This is a genomic window from Sagittula sp. NFXS13 (assembly GCF_040148795.1).
In the GTDB taxonomy this organism is placed as follows: Bacteria; Pseudomonadota; Alphaproteobacteria; order Rhodobacterales; family Rhodobacteraceae; genus Sagittula; species Sagittula marina.
In genome coordinates, this window is the sequence record NZ_JAGEMH010000002.1 from 374,082 (window position 1) to 389,046 (window position 14,965).

The following is a 14,965-nucleotide window of genomic DNA, read 5'->3' on the forward strand; positions in this document are numbered from 1 at the left end:
CGCCACGCCAAGGCTCAGCGCAAGCGCGTCAGAAGCGACATCGACGCATACCCGTCTGGCACGACACCGGCCCGCCGCTGATAGCCGCGAATGGCCGCGACCGACGCCGGACCAATGCGCCCATCCACGCCTTGCGTATCATGCCCGGCCCGCGTCAGCCGCGCCTGCAATTCCTTGCGCTCGGACCGGGTCAGCGGGCGATCCTCACGCGGCCAGTCGCCCCTGAACGCCGGGCCACCTTTGACGCGGTCCGCCAGATGGCCGACCCCCATGGCGTAGGCATCCGCCGCGTTGTAGCGCTTGATCACACGGAAGTTCTTGAACACCAGAAACGCGGCGCCCTTGTGCCCGGCCGGCAGCAGCACCTGCGCCGACCCGTGGTCGGGCACCGGACGCCCGTTCATGCCCATGACCCCAAGTCGCGCCCATTCGGACGGCATCCGGTCGATTCCGACGTTCTCGTAGTTGAAATTGCGCGGCAAGGTGACCTCGACACCCCAAGGCATGCCTTTGATCCAGCCGTTCTTGGCAAGGTAATTCGCCGTGGATGCCAGCGCATCCGCCGGGTTGTCGCTCCAGATGTCGCGCCGCCCGTCGCCGGTGAAGTCGACCGCCAGGCTCTGGAAAGACGTGGGCATGAACTGCGTATGCCCCATTGCCCCGGCCCAGGAGCCTTTCATGTTTTCCGGCGTCGTGTCCCCGGCTTCGAGGATTTGCAGCGTGGCCACCAGTTGTGTCTCGAAAAACGACGCCCGCCGCCCGTCATAGGCAAGGCTCGCCATGGCCTCCACCACATGCTCGGACCCGCGATAGGTGCCGTAGTTCGACTCCATGCCCCAGACCGCCAGCACGATTTCCTTGTCGACACCGTAGCGTTGCTCGATCTGGGTCAGCAGCGCGCCATGTTTGCGCAGCATCTCGCGCCCGGTTTGAATGCGCGAGTCCGAAACAGCGCTGTCCAGGTAGCTCCAGATGCCCTTGGCGAATTCCGATTGCGTCTGATCCTTGGCCACGATGTCGGGATCGAACCGCACACCGGCAAACGCGCGATCAAAGGTGCGCCCGGACACCCCCTGCGCCAACGCCCTTGGGCGAAACCCGCGGATCCAGTTTTGAAATCCAGCGTTGGTCGCGCCGGACGCCTGCACCGGGGCGCGCAGAACGGCAGGCCGCAAAAAGGGCCGCAGCGATTGCGCCGGAGCCACGAGCGGCACGCTGTCCAGACCCACGGCCCGGCTCACAACCTCCTCGACGGCGGTCAGCTGGCTGTAGGCGCGCGCCTGTGGGCGCAGCGATCTGTCGGGGGGCGCCGCGTGCAGCGCCGCAGTGCCAAGGATGCTAATCCCCAGCGCAAGGCGGATGTGCCTGATCATGTTGTAACCTACTGCTCTTTTATATTTTGGAAACAGTATAGCGATTCTCAGGTGATTTGGGGAGGGGGCTTACCAAGATTGGCCAACTCTTGCGTCCATCATCTCCCGATACACCCGCAACATTGGCACCCGTTGGGGGCGAAACGACCGGCCGGTGCGCGCCATGCCAGTCATGCGATCCAGCCGAAAGGCACGATACTCTTCACGCAGGCAGCACCACGACAGCAGGCAATGGCTTTGGTCGAACAGCATGATGGCGAGCGGTTTGACCTCGCGCCGCGTCGCCGTGCCGTTTTTGTCACTGTAGTCAAAGCTGATCTGCTCTTCATCCCAGCAGGCTTGACGCAAGGCGCCCGCATCAACGGTGGGCGCGGGCGGGGGGGCAAATCGGTGGGCGTGCAGCACCGCGTGCCTTAACCGATGGGCCTGACGCTCCGGCAGGCGCGCGCGCAGCTTGGTCAATGCGGTTTCGGCGGCCCGTGCCAGCGCCGGATCCCCGACAAAAGCCACCTCTTTCAGCCCCAGGATCAGCGCCTCCAGCTCGTCGTCCTCGAAGCCCAGCGGCGGCAGATGGGCGTCCTCGATCAGCGTGTAGCCATAGCCCGCCTCACCGTCGATCACCGCGCCCAATTCGCGCAGCGTGTCGATGTCACGGTACAGGGTGCGCGGCGACACGGCGGTTTCCGCCGCCAGCCGCTGCGCCGTCACGGGCGAGGGCAGGCAGCGCAGGGCCGTCATCAGTTGGAACAGGCGATGCGTGCGGGACATGGTCGGTCTATCCTACACGCACTTGTCAGTTTCTGTCAGCAGCTCACTTTTGACGCCGCTGCCGCGTGACCTTGCGTTTGGTCTTGCTGTCCTTGGCCTTCGCCTTGGCCGCTTTGCGTCGGGGGGAGGTGCCGGGCGTCTTGCCGCGTCCCTTGCGGAACCCGCCGCGCCCACGCCCGCCACCACGGCTTTCAAAGGCATCGCCCTCCAGCTCCAGCAGCTCAAAGGCGATGCCACCCGTGACCGGCGCGGCCTCAGTCAGCTTCACCTTGGCGCGCATCCCCAGCGCGATCATGCGCCCGGATTGCGACCCCATCAGCGTCCCGGCGTCGCGGTCAAAATCGAAATACTCGTTCCCAAGGGTAGAGATCGGCACAAGCCCGTCAGCGCCCGTCTCGTCGAGTTTGACGAACAGGCCGAACTTGGCGATGCCCGCGACGCTGCCGGTGAATTCCGCCCCGATCCGATCCGACAGGAACGCAGCAAGATAGCGGTCCGTGGTGTCCCGTTCCGCGATCATCGACCGGCGTTCCGTGTCGGAGATATGCGTGCCGGTTTCCTCCAGCCCTTCGATGGCCTCCGGCGTCAGACCGTCCTTGCCCCAGCCATGCGCGGTGATCAGCGCCCGGTGTACGATCAGGTCGGAATAGCGCCGAATCGGAGAGGTGAAGTGCGCGTAATCCCGCAGCGCCAAACCAAAGTGGCCAAAGTTCTTCGGCCCGTAATAGGCCTGCGTCATGGACCGCAGCGTCGCGAGGTTGATCAGCTCTGCCTGATCCGACCCGGCCGCAGACGTCAGCAGCTTGTTCAGGTGGCGCGTTTGCAAAACCTGCCCCTTGGCAAGGGTAAAGCCCGCCGCGCCGGCGGTCTCGCGCAGCGCCTCCATCTTGTCTTCCGGCGGCTCCTCGTGGACGCGGAACAGCAGTGGGGTCTTCTTGGCGATCAGCGTCTCGGCGGCGGCGACATTGGCCAGAACCATGAACTCTTCGATCAGCTTGTGAGCATCCAGCCGCTCTGAAAAGTCGACGGAAGTTACCTTGCCCTCATCCGACAGCACGATCTTGCGCTCCGGCAGGTCAAGCTCCAGCGGCTGCCGTCGTTCCCGCGCCGAGCGCAGGGCCGCATAGGCGGCATAAAGCGGCCGGATCACGTCCTGCATCATCTCGGCGCAGCGTTCGGTCGGCTGACCGTCCATCGCGGCCTGCACTTCCTGGTAGGTCAGCGAGGCGGGCGAGCGCATGAGGCCGCGCACAAAGGTCTGCCCGGTCTTGTTGCCCTCGGCGTCGATAACCATGCGCACGGCGATACAGGCGCGCGGCACACCCTCGTGCAGCGAACACAGGTCGCCCGACAGCCGGTCCGGCAGCATTGGCACAACGCGGTCAGGGAAGTATGACGAGTTCCCCCGCTTGCGCGCTTCACGGTCCAAGGCAGAGCCGGGCGTCACATAATAAGCCACATCCGCGATCGCGACCCACAAGATGTGGCCGCCTTTGTTCTTCGGATCGTCATCGGCCTGCGCAAAGACCGCATCGTCATGGTCCCGCGCATCGCTCGGGTCGATGGTGACCAGGGGCAGCTCGCGCAGATCCTCACGGCCCGACAGTCCCGCAGGCTTTTTGCTGTCGGCCTCGTCCAGCACCTCCTGCGGAAACGCGTCCGGGATGCCATGTTGGTGAATGGCGATCAGCGACACGGCGCGTGGCGCGGTGGGGTCGCCCAGACGCTCGACGATGCGCGCCTTGGGCAGGCCCATGCGACCCTTGGGTCCGGCCTGCTCCGCCTCGACCAGCTCGCCATCCTGCGCACCGCCGGTGGCGTCTGGCCCGACGACCCATTCCTTGTCGGAGCCCTTGTCGATGGGCATGATCCGCCCACCTTCGGCGCCGTGGCGATAGATGCCCACGACGCGGCGCGGGGACACGCCGATGCGCCGGATCAACCGCGCCTCGTAGTTGTGATCTTCCTCTTGCACCTGCTGCAAACGCGCGAGGATGCGGTCGCCATCGCCCAACGCCGGATCGGATGACTTCAGCACCATCAGCACCACGGGCTCTATGCCCTCGCCGTGCCACTCCAGGGGGCGCGCGAAGAGATCGCCATTGGCGTCCGGTGTCTTGACCTGAAGCACACTGACAGGCGGCAACCTGTCAGGATCGCGATAGGTCTTGTTGCGTTTCTCCAGATGCCCCTCATCCTCCAGCTCGCGCAGGATACGTTTGAGGTCAATGCGCGCGGCGCCCTTGATGCCAAAAGCCTTGGCAATGTCGCGCTTCGCGGTGAGGGTCGGGTTCTCGGAGATCCAGTCAAGGACCTCCTGCTTTGTCGGCAAGGTGCTCATCCCCCTCAGGTAGCACGGCCCCATGTCGTCGTCATGTCGAAACACGACGAAGGCAAATTGTCAGCTGACAACCGTTAACGCCCGTTCATCCTTTCGTTTCGAAAGTCTTGACAGCCGCGCGCCTCGCCCGCCGTCTTTGCTTGCAAGATACACCGGGGGAGGCCGGGGGCTGGGGGCAGCGCCCTTATGACCGCCCCAGATCCGCCGCCGTGTCCACGTCGCGCAACACGTCCACCTGTGCCACACGCCAGCCGGGCAGCGTACCAAGGCTGTCGGACAATGCGTGTTCCGTGGACCAGCGCACCGCGCGAAAGAACCCGTGCGGCAGGCGGGAGGGGTGCCGCGCTCCCACCAGCCAAAAGCCTCCGTCCGGTGCGGGGCCGAACACCGCATCATGGTCGCCCAGCGCCTTGAACGCTCGTGCCACCTGCGTGCGTCCGACCTCGGGGATGTCCGCGCCGATCAGGCAGACGGGGCCCTCACAGCGGCGCAGCATCCGCGCCATGCGCGCGCCCAGATCGCCGCTGCCCTGGGCCATGCGCGGCACATGGGCGGGCCATGCGCGTGACAGGACGGCCTGGTCCGGCGCGACTGCCAGCACAACGCGCCAGCGCGGGTCTGCGATCCGGCGCAGCAGGCGGGTGACTTGGTGACGGAACCACCAGCAAGCGGCCGTATGGCCGATCTCGCGGCCAAGGCGGGTCTTGACCCGACCGGGGCGCGGCTCCTTGACCATGATAATCAGCGTCGGTGTCAGAGGCGCAACTCCATGTCGCGGTGGGACACGCTGCCGTCGAGGTAAGGCGCGCCATAGGCCACGAACCCGAGCCTCTCGTAAAAGCCCAGCGCGTGCTCCTGCGCGCTCAGGTAGACGCGGGTGACGCCGGGCGTGTCCCGGAACTGCTTGATGCCGAAGCGCACCAGTGCCGCGCCCAAGGACTGTCCGCGATTGGGTTTGAGCACACAGATACGCCCGATCTTGCCGGTCTCTCCGTCGCGCAGCAATCGGGCAGAGGCCACGGCCTTGCCTGCCTCGCGAATCACCAGTTGCACCGCCTCTGCGTCGAGGTCATCCCACTCCTCATCCTCGGAGAAGCCCTGCTCTTCGATGAATACCACGCGGCGGACGTGATGCGGCTCTGCCAGGTCTTCGGTGATCTCGACGGTCAGTGAGCCGGACATCAGGCGAAATAGTCCCGCAGCATCCGCCCGTAGATCGCCTTGAGCTGGCCGATCTGTTCGACGCTGACGCGCTCGTCCACCGCGTGCATGGTCTGGCCCACAAGGCCAAATTCCACGACGGGGCAGTGATCCTTGACAAAGCGCGCGTCAGAGGTGCCGCCGGTGGTGGACAGGGCCGGCCTCACGCCAATCTCTGCCTCCACCGCACGACCAACCATGTCGGACAGCTCCCCCGGCGGTGTCAGAAAGCTCTCGCCCGAGATCTTGATGGTGACCTCGGTCGCGGTGCCGAACTCGGCGTCCACCTTGGCGGCCTCATCGCGCAGCCAGTCAGACAGGGCGGCCCCGGTGTGGGTGTCGTTGAAGCGAATGTTCACGCAGGCGCGTGTCTGCGCCGGGATCACGTTGGTCGCCGGGTTGCCGGTGTCGATGGTCACAATGGCGAGCGTAGAGGCATCAAAATGGTCGGTGCCCTGGTCCAGTTCGTGGCTGGCGAGGCGGTCCATCAGCCGCGCCATGGCAGGCATCGGGTTCAGCGCGCGGTGCGGGTAGGCCGAATGCCCTTGTGTGCCGGTCACGGTGAACCAGGCGGACAGCGACCCGCGCCGCCCGATCTTCATCATCTGGCCCATGGTGTCGGGGGAGGTCGGTTCGCCCACGAGGCAGACCGACATGCGCTCTTGCTCCGTCGACATCCAGTCGAGCAGGGCAACGGTGCCGTCTGTTGCATCGCCTTCCTCGTCACCGGTGATGGCGAGGATCACCGCGCCGTCCGGCGGCGTGTCGGTGACGAAATCCACCGCCGCCGCCGCAAAAGCCGCCACGCCGCTTTTCATGTCGGTGGTGCCGCGCCCGTACATCATGCCGTCCACCACCTCGGCGCCAAAGGGATCGTGTTTCCAGTCGTCGCGGTTGCCGATGGGGACGACATCGGTGTGCCCGTTAAAGCCAAAGGTTTTCACGTGGCCCTTTTGTCCCCAGCGCGCAAAGAGGTTGGCGGTGCCGTTGCGGTCCACGCGCGCGCAGTCAAAGCCCGCGCCCTCCAGCAGGTCTGCCAGCAGCACCAGCGCGCCGCCTTCTTCGGGGGTGACAGAGGCACAGCGCACAAGGCGGGCGGTCAGGTCGACGGGATCGGTCATCGGAAACACTCCAGCGGTTTGCTCTTGGCTACCGCGCGCAACGGGCCTTGGCAAATGTGGCGCAAATACATCGCAATTGAGGCGAAATGTGGCGACCTTCGAGAGGATAGCCTAACCATTTGTGCGGCTGCGACGTAAGCTTGCGGAAAAGAAGCAGAAAAGCTTCGACAGGCAAGCGGTCTATTCTCAGCATAATCCGGGGTATCCCGGACGTTCCCTGTCGCGGCCAACACACGAGGCAGGCAATGGGTGCTTTATCAGAGTTGCCACGGCACACCAATGCATCGGCAGGCCAGGTGGGGCAGGCCGTGTTTGGCGAGGGGGTGGCAGTGGTTTCCGCTAGGTTTACAGGGGGGTGGCGGTCGGCAGGTGGCGTCAACGGCCCGCGGGCGCGACGCATCCCCAAGACGTCTGACGCGGTTGCCCCGCGCAGGGGCGCCGCATGAGCTGGATCGCGGTTTCCGGGGAAGGGGCGTCCTGGGTCTGCCCGGACCGGTTTGGTGGCATGGCGCACGACCGCGACATCCTGATGCCACGGGGCTCCATTGTGATCGAGACGCGGCTGTCCTCCGCCGCGCGCCCGCAGACGCTGTTGGCCTACGAGCGCGTGCACCCGTGGAAAGGGGCGCTCTCCGTGCGCGCCATGCCCGGAGGCGAAATCGTTCTGGAGCTGAGCCAGGGGGACGACGTGGTCCACAGCGTTCTGCAACACGGCCACGATGAACGAACCGACGTGCTGCGCGTGACCTTTTCGTGGGACAGCGAGGCGCGCTGGGGGCGGATCACGGCAGAGCGCCCGGACGCCGACACCATGGTTGTGGAGGACACGCCGCCGCCGCCGCCCTTGCTGCTGGAGGACATCTACTCGCTGGTGCGCCGACCGCAGCTTGTCGAGAAAGACAAGGACGTGGTGTTCTTTGCCGTCTCTGACGCGATTGAGCCTGTGGGGCCGATGGCAACGCTGGTGGGGCAGGTGCCCGTGCTGACGCCGCAGGGCTATCGCCCGATCAGCACGCTGCGCTGCGGGGATACGGTGGAGACGCGGTCGCGCGGCATCGTGCCGGTGCTGGCACGGGTGACGCGCCGGGTGCCCGCGCTGGGCAGCTTTCAACCGGTGCGGCTGCGCGCGCCCTATTTCGGCCTGCACCGCGATCTGGTGGTCGCGCCCTATCAGCGGTTGGTGATCGGTGGCGCAGAGGTGGAATATATCTTTGGCCGAGAGGAGGTGCTGATCCCGGCAATCTCGCTCGCGAATGGCTTCGCCGCAGTGTATGAACACGGTGCGCAGATGATCCGCTACCACCAGCTGTTGCTGCCGGGGCATGAGCCGATGATCTCTGCCGAGGCGGAGCTTGAAAGCCTGTATGTGGGGCGGATGCGACGGCGCAAGGACCTGATCCGCCATAGCCTGCTGTCCGAGGTGCCGGGCAATCTGATCCCGGAACACGCGCGGGCCGGTCTGAAGGTGTTGCGGCCTTTCGAGGCGATCACCTTGGCCGAAGCGCGCGCGGCCTGACATCGCTGCGGCGATCTGTTAAACTCCTACGACACACAGCGGGAGCGGCGCATGACCATCACCAAGGCAGAAGAGCTCGACGGGCTAAAGGTCATCGGGCGCATCGTTGCGAATACAATGCACGCCATGGCCCGCGCGCTGGAGCCGGGGATGACCACCCGCGAACTGGACGAGATCGGGCGCGCCCTGCTGGAGGCTGAGGGCGCAGAGCCTGCGCCTGAGGCGGTCTATGACTTTCCCGGAGCCACCTGCATCAGCGTGAACGAGGAAATCGCCCACGGCATTCCCGGCGACCGCGTGATCGCCGCAGGGGATCTGGTGAACATCGACGTGTCGGCCTCCAAGGACGGCTATTTCGCCGACAACGGTGCGAGCTTTCGGGTCGGTCCGGTGACGCCTGCGCTGGATCGTCTGTGCCGCGATGGCAAACGCGCCATGCAGATCGGCATCAATCAGGTGGCGGCGGACAAGCCTTTGGCCGGGATCGGGCGCGCCATCGAACGCTTTGCCGAGGCGCGGAATTATACGCTGATCCGGAACCTTGCCAGTCACGGGGTAGGGCGGTCGCTGCACGAATACCCCGAGGAAATCCCCACATGGGCCACCACGGGCGACAGGCGACGCATCACCAAGGGGCTTGTCCTGACGGTGGAGCCGTTCCTGTCGACAGGGGGCATGTTTGCCAGCGAGGGCCGCGATGGCTGGACCCTTTTCAGCGAACCGCGCGCGGCGGTGGTGCAGTATGAGCATACCGTGGTTGCGACGCAGCGCGGATCCATCGTGGTGACTGTGCCCGGCTGAGCGCAGGGTCGCAGGCAAACCGGGTGTTGCGTCACGATGCTGACCAGAAGCGCAGGTGGTCTAGAGCCTGCGGGTCATCACGCTGAGCGCGGCGAAGATCGGCTTGGAGTCCCATTTTGACCTTGATCCGACAGGCGAATACAAAGGCTGAATGAAACTGCGTTCGACTGGCTTCAGGCGGCTGACCTGTAGGGAGGAGTGTGAATGGACAAGGACCCGGTCACTGGACAATGCCTTTGTGGCGCTGTGAAATTCCGCATATCCGGAGAATTCGAGAGTTTTTTTCTGTGCCATTGCGCCCGCTGCCGCAAGGACAGCGGTTCGGCCCATTCGGCGAACCTGTTCTCGTCCACGGCTGAAATCACCTGGGTTTCAGGCGAAGAAAACACCAAGGTGTTCCAGCTATCCGGGTCTCGCCATGTGAAAAGCTTTTGCTCCAACTGCGGGTCCGCTCTCCCGGTTTCGCAGCCGGAGATCGGTTTGCTGATGGTGCCAGCGGGGGCGCTTGATAGCCCGATCGACATGAAACCCAACGCGCACATCTGCTGTAGCAGTCGCGCGAACTGGGATAACGACCTGGCCTCCATCGAGAAGATCGACGGGCTCCCTGGCTGAACGGTCGGTCCGATGGTGCATCGCCTGCCTCTTCGACTGACAAGCCCGTGGTTTGCGCATTCGGGCGTGCAGGATCATCCGCGAACAGGACGACGCCATGACGGTGGGTGCCCACGTGGCCCATCGATGGCGTGGTGCTGACGGGCGCATCACGCCGTTGCTGCCTGCCAGTCAGCCATTGGCGGGACACCCTGATCGCGGCTGTCTCAAGCCTGCTCCGAACGCGTCCAGGGTTCTGCGCCTTTGACCTCAACGAAGACACGGTAGACCGCAGTAGAGGCCGTAATGAACAGCGATTGCCCGTCCGCCCCTCCGAAACACAGGTTGGCGACCGTTTCGGGTATCAGTATCTTGCCCAGCAGCGTTCCGTCCGGGGCAAAGCAATGGACACCATCCCCGGCCGAGGTCCAGAGGTTCCCGTCCACGTCGACGCGCATCCCGTCCGGCAGGCCGCAATCGATCGTTGCAAAAACCCCGGCGTCCCGCAGGTCCGTGCCGGCAACATCGAACTGACGGATTATACTGGGCACCGACGCATCGTGGCTGGACCCGCTTTCGGCGATATAAAGGCGGGTTTCATCCGGTGAGAACGCCAGCCCGTTGGGCTGCGTGAAATCTGAAACGACGGCCTTGAGCGCGCCGCTGTCGGGATCGATGCGGAACACGTGGTTGGCCGATTGCTCGGCCGGGGCGCGGTAGCCTTCGAAGTTGGACAGGATCCCGTAGGTCGGATCGGTGAACCAGATGGCTCCATCCGACGACACGACAACGTCGTTGGGTGAATTCAGCCGCGCATGATCGTGGCTTTGCGCCAGAATCGTCAGGGATCCGTTCCACTCGGTGCGCACCACATCGCGTGGCCCGTGGCGGCAGCTTATCAGCCGGCCCTGACGGTCACGGGTGTTGCCGTTGGTGAATTGCGACCGGTGGCGAAAGACCGTGACGCCGTCCTCGTTGCTCCATCGCAGGATGCGTTGCGACGGAATATCCGAGAACAGCAGGCAGGCGTGATCGCCGATCCAGACGGGCCCCTCGGTCCAGGTCAGGCCGCTGGCGATCCGGTCGAGCCGGGACATCGGATGGACGAGACCCGCAAACCGGTCGTCGTGCAGTTGAAGATGTGGCGGCAGGGCAGTCATGCGCGACCCCTTCTGGTGCTGGCGGCAATGACGATGCCGATGATGATGAGGCCGGTCAGCAACATGCGCACTCCGGCCCCCAGGCCGTAGGAATTCAGCATGGACACGACCAGGAACAGAAACAATGACGCGCCCCATATGCCGGGGACATTGGAATTGCCACCCGCAATGGAGGTTCCGCCGATCACGACAACGGCAATCGAACTGAGCAGGTATTCCTGCCCCATGTTCAGCGAAGCGCCGCCGGAAAAGCTGGCCAGAAGATAGCCGGCGACGGCGGCCAGCACTGCGACGCTTGTGTAGGTCACGGCGCGCACAAGCTGGGTCGGGATGCCCGCAAGACGCGCGGCGCGCAGGTTCTGGCCGGAGCCCAGCAACCAGCGACCAAAGACGCTGCGTTCCAGCACGATCCAGACGACAACCGACAGCACAAGTGCGATCAGGGCTACATTGGGGATGCCGATGGTGCGCCCCGTTGCGAAATCCGCCAGATCTGCGGGCGGTTTGATCCGCAAGCCGCGGTTCGACCAGATGGCGAGCGACTGGTAGATCAGCGAGGCGGCCAGCGTCGCGATGATGGGCGGCAGGCGAAGCAGGTAGATCAACGCGAAATTCGCCAGACCCGCACCGCAGCCGACGCCGATGGCAATGGCGAGACCCAGCAGCGAGGTGCCCGGATCGGATCCCATTCCCTTCAGCGCCAGCGTGGCCGCAAGGGTCATGGTGGCGGGGATCGACAGATCCACGTTGCCCGGCCCAAGCGTGATGACCATCATCTGCCCAAGGCCGACGATGGCTGCGAAGGCCCCGAAGGACAGGGCCGCGTAGGCCAGCTCTTCCGCGCCTCGCCCTTGCGTCAAGAGCATGATGAGGCCAAAGGCGGCCGCGGCGGCAATCCAGGACCAGATCCAGCTCCGGCCCAGCAAGGTTTTTACCATCGTCATCATCCTTGTGTGCGATCGCGTCGGGTAAAGATCAGCCGTGCCGTCAGCACCAGGATCAGGATCGCGCCCTGTGCCCCGATCTGCCAATCCGGGCTGAGCCTGAGGAACGACAGGAACGAGGCAGCAAGCGTCAGGGTCAGGGCCCCGATGACGGCCCCGACAGCACTGACCCGTCCGCCCACGAACTCGCCTCCGCCGAGGATGACGCCTGCAATCGACAGCAGGGTATAGCGCAGCGCGATATTGGCATCCGCAGAGGTCGTCAGCCCGACCAGCGCCATGCCGGCCAGGACACCGAAGACCCCGGCCAGCGCATAGGCCAGCGCCTTGAGCCGCAGCAAGGGCCAGCCGGCGCGCCCGACCGAGGCCGCGTTGCCACCGACGCCACGCAGGACGGTGCCGATGCCGGAACGGATGACAAGGACATGGGACAGGCCCGCGATCAGCACCGCTGCGACCACCGCCATCGGAAACAGCGGCGGTTTGACCGTCATCACCGTCCGCAGCCAGGCTGGCGCAGAGCCTCCGGGGGAGGGCAGGATCATCAGCGCCAGCCCCGCCCAGACGAAGGACATGCCCAGCGTCACGACGATGGCGGGCAATTCAAGCCAGTGGATCAGGGCGCCCAGACAGGCGTAAGCCAGGATCAAGGCGGCAAGGATCGCCACCCCGAGCACCGGCTGGTCATGCAGGACCGTCGCGGTGACGCACGCCACGAGACTGATGAAGGCGCCCAGGGACAGGTCGATGTCGTTGACCATCATGATCATCATCTGCGCAAGCGTGGCCAGCGCGATGGGAATGGCCAGGTTGAACAGCAGGTTGATCCCGAAATAGCTCATTGCGCGAGGTTGCATATAGAAGGTGGCGGCCAGCAGCACGATCAGCGACACGGCCGGCAGCAGGATGCGATGGCGGGCGAACAGTTGGATCATGCGCCGGCCTCCTGCATCTGGAAAGAGGCCTCGAGGATGCGGTCTTCGGTGATGTCCGCGCCGTCCAGCCGGGCCGAGATCCGTCCGTCGCGATAGACAAAGACGCGGTCGCACTGGCAGACTTCTTCGGTCTCGGTCGAATACCACAGGAAGGTTCGGCCACGGGCGGCTTCGGACTGGATCATGGCGTAGACGTCCTGTTTGGTCCCGATGTCGACGCCCCGCATCGGGTCGTCCATGATGACGATCGGCGCATCCGATGCCAGTGCCCGCGCGAACAGGACCTTTTGCTGATTGCCGCCGGAAAGCGACAGGATCAGGTTGCGGACATCGTCGGTGCGGATGCCGATCCGGGTTTTCCACGCGGCGGCGACGCGCGCTTCTGCCGCGCGGTCCACAAGGCCGTGCCGCGCGGTTTGCGACAGGATGGAGACCGTCGCATTGCGCAGGATCGACCAGAGCGGCAGAATGCCGTCACGGCCCCTGTCCCCGGCGACAAAGACAACCTTTGGCACCTTGGCGCCCCACCAGGCAGAGGTCCGTTCAAGGTAAAGTTGCGCCAGCGCCTCGGCCTGGCCGTGCCCCGCAAGGCCCGCAAGCCCCACGACTTCGCCCTTTCTTGCCACCAGCCCGTCACCCGTATGCAGGACCTCTTCGCCCGGGGCCCTGCGTTGCGCGACGGCGTCCGTGGTTTCTGCCGCGACGTGGCCCATCTGGTCGACCAGGGTCGCACGCGTAAATTCGGCGGTGGGCCGAGAGGCGACGATCCTGCCGTCCTTCATCACCACGATGGTGGAGGCGACCTGAAAGATCTCTCCGATCATGTGGGAAATGAAGACGACCGCGCCGCCCTTGGCGCAAAAGGTGCGGATATGCGTCAAAAGCTGCTGCGCGATGCCAGCGTCCAACGATGACGTCGGCTCGTCAAGGATGACAAGCCGCGCATCCCGTCCCCGCGGCGCAAAGCCGATGGCGATTTCCACCATCTGCCGCTCTGCGATCGTCAGGCGGTCAACGGTCGTATCGGCGTCGATGCCATGACCGGGAAAGATGCTGTCCAGGCTGGCTGCGATCTCAGTGCGCGCGCGTTTGCGCCATCCCACGCCGCGAAGGTTGTCGTGAGAGATACGCAGGTTCTCGGCGACGGTGAGGTTCGGACACAGCGACAGCTCCTGAAAGACCGACCGCACGCCTGCCTCCAGCGCCCGCGTCGCGCCGGAGGCAGGGAAGGAAACCTCCCCCGCCGAGGGCGCCAGCCCACCGTTGATCAGGTTGACCAGCGTGGATTTGCCGGCACCGTTGTGGCCCACAAGTCCGACACATTCGCCCGGACCGATGGAAAGGCTGACACCGGAAAGCGCCCTGACCGGGCCGAAATGCTTTTCGACGTTGGTCAGGGTGACAATCGACGCGCTGGGCGAAGTCGCAAGCGTCATGGCGGTTATTCGGCCGCTTTGATGACGGCCTGCGCGTCGGCCTGTTCGTAGGTGGTGCTGGCAACAGAGCCTTCGGGGGTTTCAGCCAGCACGTCGTCCAGCGTATCCTGCGTGACGGTCAGGAACGGCACGGTCAGATCCTTGGGAACCTCTGCTCCGTCAAGGATCTGTTGTGCGACCCAGAAGGCCAGCGATGCGACACCCGGAGCAATCGACAGAGACATCGTCTCGTAGCCGTTGGCATCCCGCTGTTCCGCCCACCAGAGCAGCTCGTCCTGGCGGTTGCCCAGCACGATCAGGGGGGGGTGTCGCGCCCGGCCGCGTCAAAAGCCCTTGCCGTGCCATAACCGTCACCGCCCTGCGTCACGACGCCGACAACTTCCAGCGACGGCAGGATGCCCGCCACGGCCTTTTGGGCCACGCCCTGGGCGCAGTCGCCGTACACCGATCCGCTGATGGTGAACTGCGGATTTTCCTCGATCCCCTGTTGGATGCCGGCGGAGATTTCTTCATCGAAGAAAACCCCGGCCAGCCCGCGAATTTCCGGCGTAATTGTTGGACAGAGCGATGCGTTTTCCGGACGTATCAGCTTGGGCACCGGTTGCAGCCATGGCAATGGCTGCCGCGCCAAGCAGCAAGGTCTTCATTGGACGGTTTCCTCCCTTGGGCGCGTCATTCAAGGACAGGCGCTGGTTTTGGGGCCTCCCTTCCGGCGACGGTCCGAGGCAGATGTTCTGCGGCGACGCTTGACCTGTAAACTAAGGCGCGCGCACAAT

15 protein-coding genes are annotated in these 14,965 nt (G+C 64.9%); 3 read left to right on the forward strand and 12 right to left on the reverse strand.

Annotated features, from left to right (window positions below; all coding sequences use genetic code 11):
• Positions 1-14 precede the first annotated feature (14 nt).
• From J4E08_RS06155 to dapE, 6 genes are all read right to left on the reverse strand, one after another.
• Positions 15-1,373: a lytic murein transglycosylase gene (locus J4E08_RS06155; protein ID WP_349537730.1), complete on the reverse strand. Its 1,359-nt coding sequence runs from the start codon at positions 1,371-1,373 to the stop codon at positions 15-17.
• A gap of 69 nt (positions 1,374-1,442) precedes the next feature.
• Positions 1,443-2,141, reverse strand: a complete 699-nt coding sequence (locus J4E08_RS06160; protein ID WP_349537731.1) for a helix-turn-helix transcriptional regulator — start codon at positions 2,139-2,141, stop codon at positions 1,443-1,445.
• Positions 2,142-2,184: 43 nt separating this feature from the next.
• Positions 2,185-4,482: a ribonuclease R gene (gene rnr, locus J4E08_RS06165; protein ID WP_349537732.1), complete on the reverse strand. Its 2,298-nt coding sequence runs from the start codon at positions 4,480-4,482 to the stop codon at positions 2,185-2,187.
• A 184-nt stretch (positions 4,483-4,666) separates the two neighbouring features.
• A complete protein-coding gene (locus tag J4E08_RS06170; protein WP_349537974.1) occupies positions 4,667-5,239 on the reverse strand; it encodes a TIGR04282 family arsenosugar biosynthesis glycosyltransferase in 573 nt (190 codons plus the stop codon).
• Positions 5,236-5,664: a GNAT family N-acetyltransferase gene (locus J4E08_RS06175; RefSeq protein WP_349537733.1), complete on the reverse strand. Its 429-nt coding sequence runs from the start codon at positions 5,662-5,664 to the stop codon at positions 5,236-5,238. The genes J4E08_RS06170 and J4E08_RS06175 overlap by 4 nt, the downstream gene beginning before the upstream one ends.
• Positions 5,664-6,803, reverse strand: coding sequence for a succinyl-diaminopimelate desuccinylase (gene dapE / locus J4E08_RS06180; protein WP_349537734.1), 1,140 nt, complete (start codon positions 6,801-6,803; stop codon positions 5,664-5,666). The genes J4E08_RS06175 and dapE overlap by 1 nt, the downstream gene beginning before the upstream one ends.
• Positions 6,804-7,245: 442 nt before the next feature.
• On the opposite strand from dapE, the gene J4E08_RS06185 reads away from it, so the two are divergent.
• The 3 genes from J4E08_RS06185 to J4E08_RS06195 all read left to right on the forward strand — a co-directional run bounded on the left by J4E08_RS06185 (position 7,246) and on the right by J4E08_RS06195 (position 9,735).
• Positions 7,246-8,319: a Hint domain-containing protein gene (locus J4E08_RS06185; protein ID WP_349537735.1), complete on the forward strand. Its 1,074-nt coding sequence runs from the start codon at positions 7,246-7,248 to the stop codon at positions 8,317-8,319.
• A gap of 51 nt (positions 8,320-8,370) precedes the next feature.
• A complete protein-coding gene (gene map, locus J4E08_RS06190) occupies positions 8,371-9,120 on the forward strand; it encodes a type I methionyl aminopeptidase (RefSeq protein ID WP_349537736.1) in 750 nt (249 codons plus the stop codon).
• A gap of 204 nt (positions 9,121-9,324) precedes the next feature.
• A complete protein-coding gene (locus J4E08_RS06195) occupies positions 9,325-9,735 on the forward strand; it encodes a GFA family protein (RefSeq protein WP_349537737.1) in 411 nt (136 codons plus the stop codon).
• 206 nt (positions 9,736-9,941) lie between these two features.
• Here J4E08_RS06195 and J4E08_RS06200 read toward each other — a convergent pair whose 3' ends face one another.
• From J4E08_RS06200 to J4E08_RS06225, 6 genes are read right to left on the reverse strand one after another with little or no spacing between them, the layout of a single operon-like run.
• Complete coding sequence (locus tag J4E08_RS06200) at positions 9,942-10,874, reverse strand: SMP-30/gluconolactonase/LRE family protein (RefSeq protein ID WP_349537738.1); 933 nt, start codon at positions 10,872-10,874, stop codon at positions 9,942-9,944.
• Positions 10,871-11,812, reverse strand: coding sequence for an ABC transporter permease (locus J4E08_RS06205; protein WP_183962674.1), 942 nt, complete (start codon positions 11,810-11,812; stop codon positions 10,871-10,873). The genes J4E08_RS06200 and J4E08_RS06205 overlap by 4 nt, the downstream gene beginning before the upstream one ends.
• Positions 11,813-11,817: 5 nt before the next feature.
• On the reverse strand, positions 11,818-12,753 hold the full coding sequence (locus tag J4E08_RS06210; protein WP_349537739.1) for an ABC transporter permease: 936 nt from the start codon (positions 12,751-12,753) through the stop codon (positions 11,818-11,820).
• On the reverse strand, positions 12,750-14,189 hold the full coding sequence (locus J4E08_RS06215; RefSeq protein ID WP_349537740.1) for a sugar ABC transporter ATP-binding protein: 1,440 nt from the start codon (positions 14,187-14,189) through the stop codon (positions 12,750-12,752). The genes J4E08_RS06210 and J4E08_RS06215 overlap by 4 nt, the downstream gene beginning before the upstream one ends.
• A 5-nt stretch (positions 14,190-14,194) precedes the next feature.
• The gene (locus tag J4E08_RS06220; RefSeq protein ID WP_349537741.1) at positions 14,195-14,482 is read right to left on the reverse strand and encodes a type 1 periplasmic-binding domain-containing protein; all 288 of its coding nucleotides are present in this window, start codon (positions 14,480-14,482) and stop codon (positions 14,195-14,197) included.
• Between the two features lie 2 nt (positions 14,483-14,484).
• Positions 14,485-14,787, reverse strand: coding sequence for a type 1 periplasmic-binding domain-containing protein (locus J4E08_RS06225; RefSeq protein ID WP_349537742.1), 303 nt, complete (start codon positions 14,785-14,787; stop codon positions 14,485-14,487).
• Positions 14,788-14,965: the final 178 nt, after the last annotated feature.

What these genes read in the sequence shown, in the direction of transcription:
- J4E08_RS06155 (WP_349537730.1), bottom strand. Translation starts at nt 1,373, where the DNA reads ATGATCAGGCACATCCGCCTTGCGCTGGGGATTAGCATCCTTGGCACT.
- J4E08_RS06160 (WP_349537731.1), bottom strand. Translation starts at nt 2,141, where the DNA reads ATGTCCCGCACGCATCGCCTGTTCCAACTGATGACGGCCCTGCGCTGC.
- rnr (WP_349537732.1), bottom strand. Translation starts at nt 4,482, where the DNA reads ATGAGCACCTTGCCGACAAAGCAGGAGGTCCTTGACTGGATCTCCGAG.
- J4E08_RS06175 (WP_349537733.1), bottom strand. Translation starts at nt 5,664, where the DNA reads ATGTCCGGCTCACTGACCGTCGAGATCACCGAAGACCTGGCAGAGCCG.
- dapE (WP_349537734.1), bottom strand. Translation starts at nt 6,803, where the DNA reads ATGACCGATCCCGTCGACCTGACCGCCCGCCTTGTGCGCTGTGCCTCT.
- J4E08_RS06185 (WP_349537735.1), top strand. Translation starts at nt 7,246, where the DNA reads ATGAGCTGGATCGCGGTTTCCGGGGAAGGGGCGTCCTGGGTCTGCCCG.
- map (WP_349537736.1), top strand. Translation starts at nt 8,371, where the DNA reads ATGACCATCACCAAGGCAGAAGAGCTCGACGGGCTAAAGGTCATCGGG.
- J4E08_RS06195 (WP_349537737.1), top strand. Translation starts at nt 9,325, where the DNA reads ATGGACAAGGACCCGGTCACTGGACAATGCCTTTGTGGCGCTGTGAAA.
- J4E08_RS06200 (WP_349537738.1), bottom strand. Translation starts at nt 10,874, where the DNA reads ATGACTGCCCTGCCGCCACATCTTCAACTGCACGACGACCGGTTTGCG.
- J4E08_RS06205 (WP_183962674.1), bottom strand. Translation starts at nt 11,812, where the DNA reads ATGGTAAAAACCTTGCTGGGCCGGAGCTGGATCTGGTCCTGGATTGCC.
- J4E08_RS06210 (WP_349537739.1), bottom strand. Translation starts at nt 12,753, where the DNA reads ATGATCCAACTGTTCGCCCGCCATCGCATCCTGCTGCCGGCCGTGTCG.
- J4E08_RS06215 (WP_349537740.1), bottom strand. Translation starts at nt 14,189, where the DNA reads ATGACGCTTGCGACTTCGCCCAGCGCGTCGATTGTCACCCTGACCAAC.